Genomic DNA, 20,149 nt, shown 5'->3' on the forward strand with positions numbered 1-20,149 from the left:
ACCTCTCTCGCGCTCGGCTGCGCTCAGTCGGTCTCGTCGTCCTCGAGCAGGTCGATGTCGTCCTGACTCAGGGGCAGGAGCTCCAGATCGGACGGTGTGAGGCCGCCCGCCATCGGGTCGTCGGCCAGTGCTGCGAGCGCATCCAGCTCGCGCAGCCAGTCCTCGGCGAGGTCACCCATCTCGGCGTCGGTGAACAGCCCCCGCGGCCAGGCCAGTGTCGCGGTCAGCCGGGGCCCGTCCGGGCCGTCCTCGGCCACCGCGTTGATCTCGATGGCGTGGGCGAACGGCAGGTCGTCGTCACCGACCGCGGTCAGCTGCTCCGCGCCGGTCACCAGGGTCCACGGCTCCGCAGTGGAGTCCGGCGCGGACGTCCGGAAGCGGCCCAGGTAGTTGAAGGCCAGTTGCGGATCGCCCAGGGCGGCGAGCCGGTCGGCGGTCTCCGGATGCAGGTGTCGCAGCAGCCCGTGCCCGAGTCCCCCGCCGGGGACCGCCCGCAGCTGCTCCTTGACCGACTTGACGGACTCGTCGAGGGGCCGCCGCGGGTCACCGGGATCCAGGCGTACCGGGTAGACCCTGGTGAACCATCCGACCGTGCGGGACAGGTCGGCGCCCGGCACGAGTTCGTCCCGGCCGTGCCCCTCCAGGTCGATCAGCACGGAACTGTCGCTGTTCAGCCCGCGTCGCTGCCGCCACCGGTTGACCGCCCGGGCCAGGCCGGTGAGCAGCACGTCGTCGACACCGGCGTGGAAGGCGGCGGGCACCTCGGTCAGCAGGGCCCGGGTGGTCGCGACCGCCAGCCCGATTCGGCGGGTGACCGCGTTGCCGATGGTGTCGGTGGCCGGGTCCAGCTTGCGCCTCCCGAGGATCGGGTCGGCACCGTCGAGGACGGTCTGCCAGTGCTCGAACTCCGTCATCCGCTCGCGGGCTGCCTGAGCGAGCCGGCGCGACCAGGCGCGGAACGACGTCCAGACCGGAGCGAGCCGCGGGGTGCCACCGTCCGCGACGGCCTGCCACGCCTCGGCCAGGTCGCTGAGCAGGATCCGCCAGGACACTCCGTCGATCACCAGGTGGTGGACGGCGACGATGAGCCGGCCGGGCGTGGTGTCGCCGGCATCGCACCACACCAGGTCGATCATCCGGCCGGCTTCGGGCGACAGCCGGCGGCGGGCGGCGTCGGCCTCGGCGGCGATGACGGCGCGGGGGTCGCCCGCCTCGGCCAGGTCCACCCGACGGATCAGGGCCGCCGCGGCCACCGTGCCCGGCGGCGGCACGACCAGCGATCCGTCGTCCTCCGGCCGGTACGCCGCCCGCAGCATGTCGTGCCGGTCCAGCACGGCCTGCACGGCACCGGTCAGCTCGGACCACTCCAGCCCGGCTGGCACGACGATCAGTTCGGTCTGGTTGAAGGTGGTGAACGAGCCGCCGCTGGCGGTCAGCGCACGCATCACCGGGGTGAGCGGCACCTCGCCGACCCCGTCGTCGGCGGCCACGGCGAAGCCGTCGGTCTCAGTGGCGACCGCGGCCAGTCCGGCGACCGTCTTGTGCACGAACACGTCCCTGGCGGTGATCACCAGTCCGGCCTTGCGGGCCCGGCTGACGACCTGGATCGAGACGATGCTGTCGCCACCCAGATCGAAGAAGCTGTCCTCGACACCGACACCGGGCAGGCCCAGCGCCTCGGCGAAGATCCCGCACAGCACCTTCTCACGCTGGTCACGGGGCATCGCGGCGGTGCTGGCGATGGCACCGAAGTCCGGTTCCGGCAGGCCGCGGTGATCGAGCTTGCCGTTCGCGGTCCTGGTGAACCCGTCGACCGCGACGATCGCGGCCGGCACCAGGTAGTCCGGCAGGGTGGCGCGCAGGGCGGACCGGAGGGCCTCCGGTGCCGCGGCGGTGCCGGTCTCCGGGCGGACGTACCCGACGAGCCGCTGATGACCACGCGCGTCGGTACGGGCCACGACCGCCGCCTGCGCCACCCCCGGGAGCGCCGTCAGCGCCGCCTCGATCTCCCCCGGTTCGATGCGGAACCCACGGATCTTGAGCTGGCCGTCGGATCGCCCGTGGAAGACCAGGACACGGTCGTGCCGCAGCCGCACCAGGTCACCGGTGCGGTACATGCGCTCGCCGGGAGCACCGAACGGGTCGGCGACGAACCGTTCCGCGGTGAGTCCGGGCCGGCCCAGATAGCCCCGGGCGAGCTGCGGGCCGGCCAGGTAGAGCTCACCGACCGCACCGGGCACCGCGAGCCGCAGCCGCTCGTCGAGCACGTACCCGGCCATTCCCGTGAGCGGCCGACCGATCGCCGGTTCGGTGCCCGCGACGATGTCCTGGCCGAAGGCGTCCACCGTGGTCTCGGTGGGGCCGTAGAAGTTGACGCCGGAGGTGCCTGGCAGCGCCGCGATGTCCGCCCACAGGCCCCGGTCGATCGCCTCACCACCGACCACGAGGACGCGCGGGTGATGCCGGTCGGCGCCGAACAGCCCGGCGGCCATCAGCGCCCGCAGATGGGTGGGCGTGACGTTGAGGAAATCGAGCCGCTCCCGGTCGACCAGGGCGACGAAGGCCTCCGCGTCGAGCCGGGTCTGCTCGTCGACCAGGTGCAACTCGTGGCCGGCGGCCATCAGCAGCGTGCCCTCCCAGGCGGTGTCGAAGGAGAACGCGGCGGTCAGACCCACCCGTAGGCGCCCGGCGCTCACGGCCCACCGGTCGGCGTGCTCCGCGGCGAGGGCCGCGAGACCCCGGTAGGGAACCACGACACCCTTGGGCTGTCCGGTGGAGCCCGAGGTGTAGATCAGGTAGGCGGCGGCCCGCGGGTCCACCCGTACGTCGGCCGGGCCGTCCGGCACCGCGCCGGATTCGTCGCGGGTGTCGATGACCCGTACCCCCTCGGGCACGGATGTGCCGCCCGCGGTTACGAAGAGGCCGGCCCCGGCGTCGCGGACGAGGAAGGCGATCCGCTCGGCCGGCAGGTCGGGATCGATCGGCAGCAGCACCGCGCCCGCCTTGAGCACCGCCAGCACGGCGGTGACGAGGTCGGCGGTGCGCGGCAGGGCGACCGCGACAACCTGTTCCGCGCCGGCGCCCGCGGCGAGCAGTCGATGAGCGAGCCGGTCCGCCCGGTCGTCGAGCTGCCGGTAGGTGAGCCGCTCGGTCGCCGTGACAAGCGCGGTCGAGTCCGGGGTCGCTTCGGTCCGGGCCGCGAACCGATCGAGCAGCGCCGGGTGCTCGACCGGGCTGCCCGCGGTGAGCCAGTCGCCATCGTCGAGCAGCACGGCGTCGCCGATGCGCTCGCCGGGTCGTTCGGTCAGGACCTCGAGGATCCTGGTGAACTGCCGCGCGAGGCGCTCGGCCGTGCCGTGCTGGTAGAGATCCTCGGCGTACACGAAATGCCCGGTCAGACCGGCCGGGGCACCGTCGCCGTCGAAGGTTTCCTTGACCTCGATGGTGAGGTCGAATTTGGCTGGGCCGGTGCCGAGGTCGACTGCTTCGACGTGGATGTCGTCGAGTGGTAGGTCGGGGTCGGTGTTGTTCTGCAGGGCGAACATGATTTGGAAGAGGGGGTGTCGGGATAGTGAGCGTTCGGGTTTGAGGTCGTCGACCAGGCGGTCGAAGGGCAGGTCCTGGTGGGCGAGCGCGGCCAGGTTGGTGTGGCGTACCTGGTGGAGCAGGTCGGTGTAGGTGGGGTTGGCGCTGGTGTCGGTGCGTAGTACGAGGGTGTTGACGAAGAGGCCGACGAGGTCGTCGAGGGCGGTGTCGGTGCGGCCGGCGACGGGGGTGCCGATGACGATGTCGGTGCCGGCGCCGAGGCGGGTGAGCAGGGCGCTGAGCGCGGTGTGCAGCACCATGAAGAGGCTGGCGTTGTGCTCGCGGGCCAGGATGGTGAGTCGCCGGTGCAGGTCCGCGTCCAGGCGGTATTCGACGACCCCGGCCCGATGCGTCGACACGGCCGGACGCGGCAGGTCGCCGGGGATCTCCACGACGTCCGGTGCGCCCTCCAGGTATCGCCGCCAGAAGTTCAGGTGCCGGGCGTGCGCGCCGCTCTGCTCCTGCTCCCAGAGGGCGTAGTCGGCGTAGCCGATCGCCAGTTGCGGTAGCGGGGTTCCGGGGCTTCGATACGCGTCGGCGAGGTCCCGCAGCAGTGGCGCCAGCGACCAACCGTCCCCGGCGATGTGGTGCAGCACGATCACCAGGAGGTGCTCGCCGGGCGCCCGGGTGCTGAGCGACACCTTGATCGGCAGGTCGGTGGCGAGGTCGAACGTCACGTTCGCCGCCTCGCGCAGGTCGACGGCCCTGGTGCTCACCCGGAGCCGGGCTTGGGCTTCGGTTGGGGTGAGGATTTCCTGGCGGGGTTGTCCGTCCTGGTCGGGGAAGATGGTGCGCAGGGTTTCGTGTCGGGTCACGACCGCGCCGATCGCGGTGATCAGCGCTTGAGTGTCGAGGTCACCGGTGAGACGGATCGCGATCGGGATGTTGTAGAGACCGCCGGTGTCGAGCCGGTTGAGGAACCACAACCGCTGCTGGGCGAACGACAACGGCAACCGCGCCGGACGCGGACGCACCGTGATCGCGGGCCGGGCCGGCGGGGCGTCCGCGGCGAGCACCGCCAACCCGGCCGGGGTGGGTGCCTCGAACACGGCACGGATCGGTAACTCCACCCCGAGAACCGCCCGCGCCCGTGACACCAGCCGAGTCGCCAACAGCGAATGCCCACCCAGGTCGAAGAACACGTCATCGACACCGACCGACTCCACGCGCAGAACCTCGGCGAACACCTCACACAAAAGCTCCTCGGTGACAGACCCGGCAGCCCGAGCACCACCGCCGGCGGTGAACACCGGATCCGGCAGAGCCGCCCGGTCCAACTTGCCGTTGGCGTTCATCGGCATCGCGTCCAACACGGTGATCACCGACGGCACCATGTAACCCGGCAGCACCCGCACCGCCTGCTCACGCACCACCGCCGCGTCCACCCCACCGGTCACATACCCGGCCAGATGATCACCACGGGCCACGACCACCGCCGACTCGACCCCGTCAACACCAGCCAGAACCGCCTCGACCTCACCCAACTCGATCCGGAACCCCCGGACCTTCACCTGGTTGTCGACCCGGCCCAGATAGTCGATGTCCCCACCAGCGGTCCACCGCACCAGATCCCCCGTGCGATACATCCGCGCACCAGGCGGACCAAACCGATCAGCGACGAACCGCTGCGCGCTCAGCCCCGCCCGCCCGAGATAACCACGCGCGACACCAGCACCCGCGACATACAACTCACCAGCCACACCCGGCGGCACCGGATTCAACCCGGCGTCCAACACATACACCCGCGTGTTCGCCACCGGACGCCCGGTCAACGCCGGCCGCGACAACACCCGCCCACCCGCCGAACGCCACGCCAGGCAATACACCGTCGCCTCAGTCGGACCATAAATATTCACGATCTCCGGCGCGTCGATCGCGTTGAACACCGACGCCGGCAACCCCTCACCGGCCAACACCACCCGCGCCACATCCAAATCCACACCCGAAGCCACGATCTGCGCGAACACCGACGGCACACCCGAAACCAAACTGCCCGACCACCCACCCCGCTCCACCAACACCGTCAAATCCCGCACCACCTCCACCCGACCACCAACCGCCAACGGCGCGAACAACTCGAACACCGACACATCGAAACTCAACGACGTCGACAACAACACCGACGACAAACCATCAACACCGAAAAAGTCCCCCGCCCAACGCAGCAAATTCACCACCCCGGACCGGGCCACCGCCACACCCTTCGGACGCCCCGTCGACCCCGACGTGTAAATCACATAAGCCAAAGAATCATCCGGAACCACCACCCCGGACAACACCTCATCCGCCCGCTCACCAACCCCCACCACCCGCGGAAACACACCCGCCAAAGAATCATCAGCAATCGCACACACCACACCCGCGTCAGCAACCATGAAACGAATACGCTCCACCGGAAGCGACACATCCACCGGCAAATACGCACCACCGGCCTTCCACACCGCCAACAACGCCACCACCGCATCCACCGACCGCGGCAACGCCACCGCCACCACCGACTCCGAACCCACACCCCGCCCGACCAAAACACCAGCCAAACGACCCGCCCGCTCGTGCAACTCCCCATACGTCACCGACTCCGACCCACACACCACCGCAACCCGATCGCCAAACCGCCGCCCCGCCGACTCCAGGACTTCGATCAGGGAGCTGTCGTCCCACCGCACCGCGGTGTCGTTCCACGACTCCAGCACCCGGCGGCGCTCAGCCGGTGCGAGCACATCGGCCGCACTGATCCGCGCCCTCGGGTCGGCGAGCAGCCCTTCGGTCAGTCGGCGGAAACGGGCGGCGAAGCCCTCCACCGTGGCGTGGTCGAACAGATCGGTCGCGTAGTCGATGCCACCGACGATCCCCGCCGGACGGCCGTCCCGGTCGAAGGTCTCCTCCAGGTCGAAGAGCAGGTCGAACTTGGCGGTGGTGGTCGGAATCCGCTCCACCGCGACCTCGATGCCGGGCAGGTCCAGATCCGGTTGCGGAGTGTTCTGCAACACCAACATCACCTGAAACAACGGATGCCAACCCAACGACCGCTGCGGATTCAACTCCTCCACCAACCGCTCGAACGGCACATCCTGATGCCCGAACGCCGCCACATCCGCCCTACGAACCCGCTCCAACAACTGCGCGAACGACGGATCCCCCGACACATCCACCCGCAACGCCAACGTGTTCACGAAAAACCCGACAAGGTCCTCCACCACCTCATCGACACGCCCCGCCACCGCCGTGCCCACCACCACATCCGTGCCCGCACCCAACCGCGCCAACAACACCGACACCGCCGCCTGCAACACCATGAACACACTCACCCCACGCGCCCGGGCCACCTCCACCACACGCGCATGCACCCCCACCGGCAACACCACATCCACCCGAGCACCCACATACGACGCCACCACCGGACGCACCCGATCCACCGGCAAATCCACCACCACCGGCGCACCCGCCAACGCCTCACGCCAAAACTCCACCTGACGCCCACCCACAGACGCCAACAACTCCCGCTGCCACAACCCAAAATCCACATACGACACCGGCAACACACCAAACACCGGCACCACACCCACAACCCGAGCCCGATAAGCCACCCCAAAATCCCTGAACAACGGACCCAACGACCACCCATCACCCGCCACGTGATGCACCACCACAAGCAGCACATGCTCTTCCGGGCCCAGCTCGAACAGCGACGCCCGGATCGGGATAGCGGACTCCAGGTCGAAGTGGTGCCCACTCGCCTCGGTCAGCCGGGCCGGCAACTCGGCCGCGGTCACCGGCCGAACCTCGAACGCGCCGGCGATCTGGGCCGCGGTCTCGGCCTCGTCCAGCAGCCGCTGTCGGGGCTCGCCGTCCACCTCGGCGAACACGGTGCGCAGCGGCTCGTGCCGGAGCACCACGTCACCGACGGCGGCGATCACGGCGGCCTTGTCCAGCGGCCCGGTGAGCCGCAGCGGAAGCGGGATGTTGTAGAGGCCGCCGGACTCCCCCAGCTTGTTGAGGAACCACAGGCGCTGCTGGGCGTACGACAGCGGCACGCTCTCGGGACGCTCGCGGGGCGTGATCGCACGACGGGCCTGCCCGGCGGTGTCCACCACCCGGGCCAGCGCCGCGACCGTCGGCGACTCGAACACCGAGCCGATGGTCAGCTCGACACCGAGCACGGAACGTACCCGGCCGACCAGCCGGGTGGCGAGCAGCGAGTCGCCGCCCAGTTCGAAGAAGTCGTCGCCGGCACCCACCCGGCCGACCCCGAGGACGTCGGCGAAGATGGCCGCCACCCGCTCCTCGGTGATCGTGCACGGCGTCTCGTACCCGGTGGTGTACTCGGGTGCCGGTAGCCGGTGCCGGTCGAGCTTGCCGTTGACGGTCAGCGGCAGCGCGTCCAGCTCCACGAACGCGGCCGGCACCATGTACGCGGGCAGTTCCGCCTCGGCGTAGGCGCGCAGGTCCACCGCTCCGGCGCCGGCGGCGGGCACCACGTATCCCACCAGCCGGCGGTCCCCCGGCCGGTCCTCGCGCACCACCACGGCCAGCGGCCCGACGCCGGGGTGCCGGCTCAGCACCGTCTCGATCTCGCCCAGTTCGATCCGGTGGCCGCGGACCTTCACCTGGTGATCGCGGCGCTCCAGGAAGACCAGGCTGCCGTCCGGCCGGGACCGTACGTAGTCGCCGGTGCGGTACATCCGGGCGCCGGGACCGGGCGTGTACGGATCGGCGACGAAGACGGCGGCGGTGCGCCGGGAGTCGTTCAGGTAGCCGCGGCCGACCCCGAGACCGCCGACGTAGAGCTCTCCCGGCCGGCCGACGGGCACCGGCCGCAACCGGTCGTCCAGGACGTAGAGGGTGGTGTTACGCAGCGCGGATCCGATCGGCACCGGTCCGTCGCCGAGGTCTGCCGCGGTCCGCAGCACCGCGTGCGTGACATCGTCGGAGCACTCGGTCGGGCCGTACGCGTTCATCAGCGGCACGGCCGGATACCGTTCGAGCCATCGGGCACCCACGTCGGCGGGCAGGGCCTCGCCGGTGACCAGCAGCCACCGCAGGGTGCTGAGCTGGGGCGCCGTAGCGGGCTGCTCCTGCCAGGAGTCCAGCGCGGTGCGCAGCAGCGACGGCACCACCTCGAGCACCCCGATCCGCTCCCGCTCGATCAGTCCGAACAGGGCGGCCGGGTCGGTGGCGGTGTCCCGGCGCACGATCCGGGTACGGCCACCGGCCATCAGCGGCGCGAGCATCTGCCAGATCGAGATGTCGAACGTTAGCGGGGCGTTCTGGACGACCGTGGTGTCCGCGTCCAGGCCGCAGTCGGCGACCTTGGCGAGCAGGTGGTTGACCATGCCGCGGCGGTGCACCATGGCACCCTTGGGTTTGCCGGTGGAGCCGGAGGTGAACAGGACGTATGCGAGGTCCAGTTCGGTGCCGTACGGCCCGGTCAGGTCGTCGACGGCCTCGACCCTGTCGTCGAGCGCGAGGACCTCGGCCGGGACTCCGGCGGCGTCGATCAGTTCGAGGGCCGGACCGGCCAGCGCCGGCCGGCAGACCAGCAGGCGGGCGGCGCAGTCGCGCAGCACCCCGGCGTTCCGGGCGACCGGCGCGTCCAGGTCGAGCGGCACGTAGGCGGCGCCGGCCCCGAGCACGCCGAGCACCGCGGTGACGAATCCGGCACCGGAGTCGGTGGGCAACGCCACCAGGTCGCCGGGGCCGATGCCGGCGGCTCGGAGGCGGGTGGTCAGGGCGCCGGCACGGCCCGCGAGTGCGGCGTACGTCAGAAGGTGCTCGTCGTCCTGAACCGCGACCGCGTCGGGGGTGTCGCGGGCGAAGGACCGCACCCGCTCCACGACTCCGGTCCGCTCCTCGTCGTCAGCGGTGCGGTTCCACTCGACCAGGACGCGTTCCCGTTCCTCGTCGGTGATCAGATCGATCCTGGCCAACGGCACGTCCGGCGTCTCGACCAGGCGCTTCAGCAGCCGCAACAGCGTGTCCTGGTGGTATGCCACCTCGTCAGCCGAGTACAGCTCGTGGTTGCCGTCGACGTCGAGCCGCACCGGCCCGCCGTCCAGCCGGTCGTAGGCGGTGATCTCGATGTCGTCGATCACCCCGTTGGACAGGTTGTGCGCCGTCACCGGGTGACCGGCGAAGGTGACGTCGTAGTCGAACGGCATGATGTTCATGACCACATCGGCCAGCTGGCCGGCGCCACCGAGCTTGAGGTCGCGCCGGATGTCCTCCTGCCGGTACCGCTGGTGCTTGATGACGTCGCGCATCTCCTCAGTGGTGCGGCGCAGCACCTCGGTGAAGGTCATGGCCGGGTCGATGTCGATGATCAGCGCGAGGATGTTGCTCGCCATCACCGGCGTCTCCCGCATCACCTTGGTGCGCCGGGCGGCCACCGGCAGACCGATCGGCACCGTGCGCGCGCCGGTGGTCAGGTGCAGGTAGACGGCCACCGCGGCCGGCAGCCCGACGGTCCAGGTGCTCCTGTTCCGGCGGGCCACCGCACGCAGCCGGTCCATCACCGTCGGGTCGACGATGACCGTCCGCCGGACTGGCCGGGCACTGGCCGGGGCGGTCTTCGCGGTCAGGCCGACCGGCGCGGGCCGGGCAGCCAGCCGCCGGGTCCAGTAGTCCCGGTCCCGCTGGAACGCCGGCGAGGAGCGGTACGCCTCCTCGTCGGCGAGGCAGTCGTCGAGCGTGCCGAAGTACGCGGGGCGGTACTCGGTGCCGGCCACCAGGGCGGTGTAGATCTCGGCGAGCCGGTCGGTGAACAGCCGGCCGCTGACCCCGTCCGCGATCAGGTGATGGTTGCGCTGGTAGTAGAGGAACTTGTCGGCGCCGACCCGGAACAGCACGTCCACCGACAGGGTGCCGCCGTGCAGGTCGAACCCGCTGTGCAGGTCGCCACGCATCCACTCCTCGGCGGCGGCAAGCGGGTCCGGCCGGTCCGCCAGGTCGATGAACCGCAGCGTGACCTCGGGCAGCGGGTACTGCCAGACGCCGCTTTCGTCGGTCTCGAACCGCACCTGGACGGTTTCGGCCTCGGCGACGGTACGCCGCAGCGCCTCGCGGAACAGGTCGACGTCGATCGCACCGTGGATCTCCAGGTACTCCGACATCACCGAGACGTTGTCCGGGTTGAGCTGCTGGGCGTACCAAATCCCCTGCTGCGCCACCGACAGCGGCCGGCGGCGGATGGCGGCTTCCTGCATGGGGTCCCCGTTTCCTTGGAGCTTCGTAGCTGGTCCGTGCCCGGGTCAGGGCTGCCAGCGGCGCAGTACGACGACGGCGTTGTGGCCGCCGAACCCGAACGAGTTGCTCATCGCGACGTCAACGACGTGCTCCTGGGCGGTGTGGGCGACGAAGTTGATCCTCGAATCGATCGGCCGATGGCAGTTGATCGTCGGCGGCACCACGCCGGTGTTGATGGCCAGCGCCGAGACGATCGCCTCGAACGCGCCGGCCGCACCGATCATGTGGCCGGTCATCGACTTGGTGGAACTGATCGGGATCTGTTCGGCCCGGTCGCCGAAGACCGCCCGGATCGAGGCGAGTTCGGCCACGTCGTTGAGCAGCGTGCTGGTGCCGTGCGCGTTGATGTAGTCGACCTGGTTCGGGGTCAGCCCGGCGTCGGCCAGCGCGCCGGACATCGCCGCGCGGACCCCGCGCCCCTCCGGATGCGGCGCGGTCCAGTGGTAGGCGTCCGACGTGGACGCGTGCCCGGCGACCTCGGTCAGGATCGGGGCGCCACGGGCCAGCGCGTGCTCCTCCGACTCCATGATCAGCACCCCGGCGCCGGCGCTCATCACGAATCCGTCCCGGTCGGCGTCGAACGGCCGGGACGCCTCGCTGGGCGTGTCGACCCGGGTGGACAGCGCCTTGGCGTTGCCGCTGCCCGCCATGTCGACCCGCGTGAGGATGTTCTCCGCACCGCCGGCGACCACCACATCGGCCACCCCGTGCCGGATCCACCGGGCGGCCTCGCCGATGGCGTCGGTACCGGAGGCGCAGGCACTGCTCATCGCCCGGCTCGGGCCCTGCGCGCCGAAGGCCAGGCTGATCTCCCCCGCCGCGCTGTCGATGGCGCCGGTGACCGGGGCGAACGGGCTGACCGCGCGCGGGCCCCGCTCGCCCATCGCGACGACGTGCTCGGCCAGCGAGGTCATCGGGCCGTACCCGCTGCCGATCAGCACCCCGGCGCGCGGGCCGAGGTCGCCGTCGGTGTCGAGTTTCGCCATCTGCGCGGCCTGGACGGCGGCGGCGTAGGCGTACTGCGAGTAGGGATCCATCCGGCGAACCCGCCGGTGATCAAGGTAGGCCTTCGGGTCGAACCCGGTCACCTCACCGGCGATGCTGGTCGGCAGGTCGGAGGCGTCGATGCAGGTGATCGGGCCGATTCCGCTGCGGCCGGCCAGCATCGCCTGCCAGGTCTCGTCGACGGTGAGGGCGAGCGGGGTGACGGCGCCCCACCCGGTCACCACCACTCTCCGGCGGCCTTGCACGGTGTCGGGCATCCTCAGCTCCTCTCGGGCGGTTCGGGGAAGTCGCCGCCGGCCGTGTGCCCGGCGAACAGGGCGTCAGTCAGGCTCACCGGGACGTTGAGCACCACCACCTGGCCGGCCTGGCAGCGTTTCCACGCCTCGGTCACGTTGCCGTCGAGGGCGTCCCGGCCGGTCACGGTGATCTGGTGCAGGCCGGGTACGTCCGGCGCCCGCATGCCGACGGCGCCGGGATCGACGAAGGCACGGCCGGGGATCGGTGCGGTGCGCTGGTCGAGCTGGGTCTGCAGCCAGCCGTAGCCGCCGTTGCGCAGGACCACGTAGAGGATGCCGCCCTCCGCCACGGCGGTCGGCAGGTCGGCGGCGAAGAGGTCGAACGCACCGTCCCCGACGAGCGCGACCACCGCGCGGTCCGGGGCGGCGCGACGTACGCCGACCGCCGCGGCCGCGCCGAAGCCGAGGCTGGTCTGCTCGGACGGCACGATGGAGCCGGCACCGCCGTCGCAGGCGTAGAGCGGGAACAGGTACGACCACATGTCCTGTAGGCCGTTCTCCTGCACCAGGACCAGGTCGCCGGGAAGTACCCGGGTCAGGGCGTCGAGCACGTCGGCGATCCGCGGTTCCGGCCCGCTGCCGGCGGCGGCCCGGGGCGCGGACCGCAGGCTGGTGTGCACCTCGGCGACCCGGCCCGCCCAGTCGGCGGCGGGCGTGTGCCCGGCGAGCCGCTCCAGCCACGCGTCGAGCAGCGCGCCGGCGTCGGCGATCACGGCGGGACCGGCGAGCTCGGTACGCAGTTCGGCGGCACTCACGTTGACCTGGATCACCGGCACCGTGACGCCGAGCGCGTCCGGCCACCCGAACCGGACCGTCTCCTCCAGCCGGCTGCCGAGGCTGACGACGCAGTCGGTGTCCGCCCACAGGACTCTGGCGGCTTCCGGTGTGTAGAGGCCGGCCACGCCGGCGAACAGTGGGGTCGACTCGTCGACCGCCCCACGGCCGCTGGCGGTGACGGCCACCGCAGCCCCCAGCGCCTCGGCCAGGCGTTCCACCCGGCGGTCGGCGTTGCGGTGCCGCATGCCGCCGCCGACCAGGATGATCGGGCGCCGCGCGGCACGCACCGCAGTGAGCGTCGCGGAGTCGGGACGGACGACCAGCCCTGCGGTCTGTTCCGGAGCGGTCACCGCCGGCGCGGGCAGGGTGAAGTCCGTGGTGAGCAGGTGGTCCGGCAGCTCCAGGTAGACCGGACCGGGAACGCCGTCCACCGCGGTGAACAGTGCCCGACGCAGCAGCGGCGCCAGCCGGTCCGGGTGGTCGACGCGCTCGGCCCACTTGACCAGCGGCCGCACCACGCTGAGCTGGTCCAGCTCCTGGAACGCCCCGGCGGTCCGCTGCTCCAGCGCGGTCCCGCCGGCCAGCAGCAGTACCGGTGCCGCGGACGACCGGGCCTCCAGCAGACCGGTGACGGTGTTGGTCACGGCCGGGCCCTTGCCGACGACGGCGACGCCGGGCCGGCCGGACTGGAGCGCGTACCCGGTGGCCATGAAGGCCGCGTTGCGCTGGTCCCGGCAGAGGGTGAACCCCAGCCCGGCGGCGGTGACCGCGGCCAGCGCCTCCAGGTCGTCACCGGGCAGGCCGAACACCGTCTCCACTCCGGCGGCGGCGAGGGTCTGGACCGCGGCCTGCCAGCAGCCGGTGACCGATTCCGCGCTCACACGTCACCTCGCCGGTCACGGCCGCCCAGGTGGTCGGCGACGGCCTTGCTGAGCAGCAGCGGTTCGGCGGTGCGCTTCCTGCCGATCGCGGCGTAGTTGGCCCGGATGCCGGTGCCGCCGAACGGAGCGTTGCCGTTGTCGACCTCGATGAGCGTCTCATTGACGCTCACCGTGTGCCGGCGCCGCAGGATCTCCACCGTCTCCGGCATCGATCCGTAGACCGTGGCTGCCATCGCACGCTCCTCGAAGTAGGGGTGGTCGATGGCCTTGTGCAGCCAGTCGGCGGAGGTGAACGGCACCACGCTGAAGATCGGGGCGAACAACTCCGGCGGGTTCAGGGCGGTGTCGGCGGGCCGGATCAGCACCGTCGCGTGCAGGTGGTTGTCGGCCAGGTTCACCTGGCCGCCGGCGGCCAGGTACTCCCGGTTCTTGAGCAGGTACGACAGCGAGGCGTCGAACGCGTCCGGGTAGAACATCGCGCCGTACTCGGCGGTGGGGTCGTCGTAGCGGCCGAACCGCAGCGCGGACACCCGGCGGCACAGCAGGTTGCAGAACTGCGCGCTGATCGACGTGTGCACGAAGACCACGTCGGGCCCGAAGCAGTCCTGCCCCGAGTTGAGCATCCGCACCCGTAGCAGACCGTCGACCGCCTCCGGGATGTTCGCGTCCGGGCCGACGATGAACGGGTTGACGCCCTGGCCGAAGTAGAGGAAGAGCTGGTCCTTACGCAGGCCGGAGCGGATTTTCTCGGCGTTGTTGTAGGTGCCGGTGAACACCAGCACGTCCGAGCGGCCGCCCTCGTTCTCGAGGAACTCCCGCTGGTCGGCCTCGTCCAGCACGATCGGCAGCCGGTGCTCGTCGGCCATCATCGAGTGCAGCTTGCGGACCTGGTCCTCGATCCGTCGGGACGGCCGGAAGACCACCCGCTCGCTGTAGAGCGACGGAATGACCAGGTAGAGGATGTAGCTGTAGAGCGGGATGTTCGACGGCATGAGCACGCCGATCTGCTTGACCGGGCCGGGCGCGTACCGGGTCACCTCGTCGACCGCGCCCTCCAGCGCTGCGATCGCCGCGTCCACCTCGCCGTACGCGGTCTTGTAGTTGCTGACCTCGGTGAGCAGGTCGATCACCTCGGAGCGGCGGCGGCGCAGCATCGCGGCCAGATCGGCCAGCCGGGCGGCGCGATCGGGAAACGGGATGGTGGACACGTCGGTCGCGGCCTCGTTCGGGTGGCCGACCGGCAGCACGCCCTTGACGCCGTTGAGGGCGACCGCCGAGGCCGCGACGTCGGTGAGGGCCTGGGCGTCGACCTTCCCGTTGTTCAGAAGCGGGAAGGCGTCCAGCACGACCACCCGGTTGGGCCGTTCGTACTCGGCCAGGCGGCGACCGAGCACCCGCCGCCAGTGCGCCGCCGGGCGGCCCTCGGTGTCGGCGACGACGAAGACCAGCTGGGTGTCGCGCGCCGGGTCCTCCACAGGCACGACCCGGACCGGTACGCCACAATCGCTGACCTTGTCGGCGATGACGTCGGGATAGAGGGTGTGCCCGAAGCGGTGCACCGCGGACTTGCGCCCGAGGACCCGGATGTTGCCCCTCTCGTCGACGAAGCCGACGTCCTGGGTGTGGTGCGCCGGCCGATGCACCGGCCGGACCCGCCCGCCCGGTTCGAGCAGGCCCACCATGATGTCCGGGGTGCGCACGACGACCTCGCCGACGGTGCCGGGCTCGACCCGGGCGCCGGCCTCGTCGAGGATCTCCACGGTGACCCCGTCCAGGGGCGGCCCGCTGTGCTCCGGTAGCTCGACGGTGGCCAGCGCGATGTTGCCGGCCTCGCTGCTGCCGTACCCGTCGAGCAGCGGCTGTCCGGCCCATTCCGCGAACTGCCGGCGCAGGTCGTCGCGCAGCGGCTCACCGCCGACGCACCACAGCCGGACCGAGGAGAATCGGCGACCGGCGAGCCGGTTCCCGTCGGTCAGACGCAGCATCGCCCGGTATGCGGCCGGGACGGCGTCCACCGCTGTCACGTTCCGGCGCTCGATGACCTCGAGCGCCCGATCGACCCGGGTGCTGGGAAGCACGGTGAGGGTGGCGCCGACCTGCCGCCACAGCAGCAGCATGGACAGCCCGTACTGGTGGGTGAAGGGCAGCAGGGGCAGCAGCACGTCGTCGGCGTGGTAGCCCATCCGGGCCTGGGTGCGCTCGACGTTGTCGAGCACCGACGCGCCGGAGCGGACGATGCCCTTAGGCGCCCCGGAACTGCCGGACGTCCAGACGATCAACGCGTCCCGGCGGTTGCGCCAGCGGTCGAAGGACAGGCCGGACGTGCCCGTGGCGACCGGCTCGACCCGCTCGGCGGTCAGCTCGCCCAGTTGCAGCCAGCCGACCCGGACCCGATCGAACGCCGCGTCCAGCGACGGGTGGTCGGAGAGGAACCAGCGTGCGCCCGACTCACCGACCAGGGCGGCGCAGTCGGACTGGGTGGCGCCGCGGTCCACCAGGGCGATCGACACGCCCAGTTCCATCAGCGCGAACAGGCCGACAACGAACTCGGCCGAATTGGCGGCGGAGAAGACGACACGGTCGTTCTCGGTCACCCCACAGTGCCGCAGTTCCGCGACCAGGTCGTGACACCGCGCGGTGACCCGGGCCAGGGGGATCTCCTGGTCACGTTCGTCAACGAGCATCCTACGGCTCCCGTTCCTCTTCAGGCGAAGTACTGGTGCACCCATTCGTCGCGATAGATCGTTTCGAGGTAGTGGCTGCCGAGGTCGGGGGACACCGCCACCGAGATCAGCGGGCCGCCGACGTATCCGGCGAGCCAACGCGCGGCGCCGCTGACCACCGTTCCGGTGGAGCCGCCGAGCAGGAAGCCGCGCCGGGCGAGACGGCGGCACATCCGTACCGTCTCCGCCTCCTCCACCACGACCACCTCGTCGATGAACGAGGTGTCGAGGATGCCCGGCTTGATGCGGTTGCCCAGCCCGGGAATGCGGCGCAGTTTGGGCTCGCCGCCGAAGAGTGAGGACCCCGCCGCGTCCACCGCCACGATCCGCGTCTGCGGCCGGTACTCGCGGAAATAGCGCGCGCACCCCATCACGGTGCCGGTGGTGCCAGCGCCGATGAACAGGACGTCCACGTCCGGGAACTGTTTGACGATCTCCGGGCCGGTGGACTGCGCGTGCGCCGCCCAGTTGTCCGGGTTGTCGTACTGGTTGAGCCAGACGTAGTCGTCGTGTCGCGCGCACAGGGCCCGGGCGTGGGCGATCCGGGCACCCACCAGCCCGCGCGGGCCGTCCGGCTCGGTGACCAGGTGCACCTCGGCGCCGAGGGCGATCATCTGCCGTCGGATGGTCTCGTTGCAGTGCGGGTCGATGATGCAGACGAAACGGTATCCACGGCCTGCCGCGATGGTGCTCAGCGCGACACCGACATTTCCCGACGATGATTCGACGATGGTGTCGCCGGGCCGGAGCAGGCCGCGACGCTCGGCCGATTCCACCATCTCCTGCGCAGCCTTCAGCTTGATCGATCCCGCGAAGTTGAAACCCTCGCACTTGAGGTAGAGAGGAATTCCGAAGCCTTCGGCGAGGTCGACGAAAAGGTCGCTGGTATTGAACTCGTCAGCGCGAGCGATAATGGGCATCCTACCCCCTCTTGCTGTAAATCGAAGTCGCCGGCCGACGGTCAGGCGTGGCGGTCCAGCTCCGCAAAGAATCCTTCGACATCAATGAGCTGACCGGCTTTGGCGATTTCCGCGTAGACATGCCGGCCGACTGCCAGATCTAGGACTCCGAGGCCGAACGGCGAGAACACGACGGTACGGTCGGCCGGCACCGCGAGCTTGCCGGTGAGCACGTCGCAGAGCGTTCCGGCGATGAAGTCCCGGCTGTGGGTCCGCTGCTCCAGCAGGTGCACCGAGGTGTTGGCCTTCAGGCAATGGTTGACGTCGTCCACCACGTTGACCACGCCGGCGATCACCTCGGGTGACAGGTCGCGCAGCGACAGGTGCAGCACCAGCGGGTGGTGATCGAACCAGCCGGGCTCGGTCAGGTGCGGCTCACCTGCGGTGGTGGTCAGCACGACCAGGTCACTGTCGCGGATCACGCCCTCGGCGGAGTCCCGAACCCTCGCGACCGCACGGCCGGCCGCCTTGTCGATGTGCTCAGCGAGCGCGGCCGCGTAGCCGCCGACCAGGTCGAACAGCTCGACCTGGTCGAAGTCCCAGTCGAGGGCGCGCAGGTGGTGATAGACGTGCCGGGCGATCAGGCCGGTGCCGACGATGCCGAGCCGGACCGGTCGGCCGCGGTCCCGGCTGAGCTCCCGGGCGGCCAGGGCGGCCGACCCTGCGGTGCGGGCCGCGCTGATGATGGAGGATTCCAGGCACGCGTACGGGTATCCGGTCGCCGGGTCGTTGAGCACCAGCACGGCCGAGGCCCGCGGAAGGCCGGAGGCGATGTTGCCGGGGAAACTGGAGATCCATTTGATGCCGTCCACCGCACCGGTGTCGCCGCCGAGGGAGGCCGGCAGTGCGATGATGCGCGATTCCGGACGGTCCGGGAACCGCAGGAAGTAGGAATCGGGATTGACGGTCCGGCCGCCTCCGTGCGCCCGGTAGGCATCCTCGATTATCGAAATGACGGTGGAGGCGCTTCCCTCGATCACCGCCCGCACCTGAACGCCCGGAACCACGGCGAAGGTGGGTTGCTCAACAAAATTGGACGTCACAACGAATCCCCCATGACTGCAGTGACATTCCCTCTCCGCCGCCAGAGGGCGCATGATTATCGTCGTCGGCGAATGAGTGTGACGGCCGAATAGCGTGGCCGGTACGTCGAAAGTGAAGCTACCCGGTCTCTCATGTTCGAGGCCACCCGCGAAATTTCTTCCAGCCCCGCATTGACACGACGATGATCCCTGTCGACCTGCGGCGAAGAGACCGCCGGGCCACCTCGGGGGCCTCATCCGCGACCTCCGGCCCCCGAAAATCCTCCGAAGGAAGGAAGGCGCGGACATCGACGGCGGGGACGACCAGGAATCTCATCCCCGCTCTCCGTCTCACGTAGGAGTCGGAAGTTCCGTACTTTCCACATACTTGCCTCATGGACGTTGCACACGGGGCAACCGACTCATCACTCAGAGTCTCCGACAAGCCGCCGGAGGTCGCGGGCTTCCCACCTGGTGAATCGCTCACGTCCGTCCGTCGGGCGGCCCGGCACATCGGCATCGATGTGGCCCGTGGATGCGCGGTCCTAGGCATGTTCGCCACCCACCTGGGGCCGCAAACCGCCACCGGTTGGACGTACCAGGCCTTCAACGGACGGGCCGCCGGGCTGTTCGCGCTCCTGGCCGGCGTCTCGGTCGCGCTCGTCACCGGTGGCTCCCAGCCCCGCACCGGGGGGCCGCTGGCACTGCGGTGCGTGCAGCTGGCGGTCCGCGCCGCGCTGCTCTTCCTGCTCGGCCTCGGGCTGACGCTGCTCGGCACCACGATCAAGGAGATCCTGACCGTCTACGCGGTGCTGTTCCTCGTCGCGATCCCACTCGTCAAACTGCCGGCCGGCACCCTGGCGGTCCTCGCCGCGAATCTCGCGATCACCGGGCCGCTGCTGTCCTTCCTCCTGCGCTCCACCGTGCTGAACGGTTACGAGGGCGGTCACGTGCCGCAGGCGGCCACCCTGGTATCGGCGGACGGCTGGGCGGCCGCGCTGGAGGGAATCCTGATCACCGGGCCCTACCCGGTGCTGACCTGGCTGCCGTTAGTGCTCGCCGGGATGGCGGTCGGGCGGCTCGACCTCGGTGCCGGCCGCGTGCAGTACGCGTTGCTGGGCGGCGGCGCCGCGCTGGCGGCGGGCGCATACGCGCTGTCGTGGACGGTGATGGAGCCGCTCGGCGGATGGCGCGCGGTATCGGCGAGCATGGGGATCCCAGTCGGCGAGGCGCGGACGCTCAATGCGACCGGGCTGGGCGCGGTGTCCACCGGGCACCCGCTGATGCTGCTCGACACGGCCGGGCACAGCGGTTCCCCGATGGAGATCTTCGCGGTCACCGGTCTGGCCCTCGCGGTGATCGGTCTCTGCCTGGTCCTCGCCCGCGGCGTACCCGTGCTGCTCTATCCGCTGGCGTCGGTGGGTGCGCTGCCGCTCACGGCGTACGCCGGGCACATCGTGCTGATCGCGGCGCTCCAGCTCGGGTTCGCACCGGGCTTCAGCTCGGCGATCCTGGCCGGCTCCTCGGTGCCCCTGGCTGTCACGGTGGCGGTGACGCTGCTGGCGCTCCCGCTCTGGCGCCGGTTCATCGGCCGTGGACCCCTGGAATGGCTGCTGCACAGGGTGTCCACGGCCGTGACACCGAACCGTGGGTGAGCCG

General features: G+C 70.6%; 7 protein-coding genes. 1 reads left to right on the plus strand and 6 read right to left on the minus strand.

Translation table 11 applies throughout. From position 1 onward, the window contains the following. Positions 1-23: 23 nt before the first annotated feature. From O7597_RS10255 to sbnB, 6 genes are read right to left on the minus strand one after another with little or no spacing between them, the layout of a single operon-like run. Positions 24-10,787 carry a non-ribosomal peptide synthetase gene (locus O7597_RS10255; RefSeq protein WP_281582562.1) on the minus strand — a complete coding sequence of 3,588 codons (10,764 nt, stop codon included), beginning with the start codon at positions 10,785-10,787 and terminating at the stop codon, positions 24-26. 45 nt (positions 10,788-10,832) lie between these two features. Next, entirely contained in the window at positions 10,833-12,089 is a 1,257-nt protein-coding gene (gene fabF / locus O7597_RS10260; RefSeq protein WP_269740708.1) for a beta-ketoacyl-ACP synthase II, read from the minus strand. Between the two features lie 2 nt (positions 12,090-12,091). Then, the gene (locus O7597_RS10265; protein ID WP_269740707.1) at positions 12,092-13,786 is read right to left on the minus strand and encodes a thiamine pyrophosphate-binding protein; all 1,695 of its coding nucleotides are present in this window, start codon (positions 13,784-13,786) and stop codon (positions 12,092-12,094) included. Beyond that, the gene (locus O7597_RS10270) at positions 13,783-16,515 is read right to left on the minus strand and encodes an aldehyde dehydrogenase family protein (protein ID WP_269740706.1); all 2,733 of its coding nucleotides are present in this window, start codon (positions 16,513-16,515) and stop codon (positions 13,783-13,785) included. The genes O7597_RS10265 and O7597_RS10270 overlap by 4 nt, the downstream gene beginning before the upstream one ends. After that, positions 16,491-17,429, minus strand: a complete 939-nt coding sequence (gene sbnA, locus O7597_RS10275) for a 2,3-diaminopropionate biosynthesis protein SbnA (RefSeq protein ID WP_269740705.1) — start codon at positions 17,427-17,429, stop codon at positions 16,491-16,493. The genes O7597_RS10270 and sbnA overlap by 25 nt, the downstream gene beginning before the upstream one ends. A 41-nt stretch (positions 17,430-17,470) precedes the next feature. Next, a complete protein-coding gene (gene sbnB, locus O7597_RS10280) occupies positions 17,471-18,565 on the minus strand; it encodes a 2,3-diaminopropionate biosynthesis protein SbnB (protein ID WP_281582563.1) in 1,095 nt (364 codons plus the stop codon). A gap of 320 nt (positions 18,566-18,885) precedes the next feature. Between sbnB and O7597_RS10285 the strand changes: the two genes are divergently transcribed. Beyond that, positions 18,886-20,145, plus strand: a complete 1,260-nt coding sequence (locus O7597_RS10285) for a DUF418 domain-containing protein (RefSeq protein ID WP_269740704.1) — start codon at positions 18,886-18,888, stop codon at positions 20,143-20,145. The last annotated feature ends 4 nt before the right edge of the window (positions 20,146-20,149 follow it).

The organism is Verrucosispora sp. WMMC514, from assembly GCF_027497295.1.
GTDB classification, from domain to species: Bacteria; Actinomycetota; Actinomycetes; order Mycobacteriales; family Micromonosporaceae; genus Micromonospora; species Micromonospora palythoicola.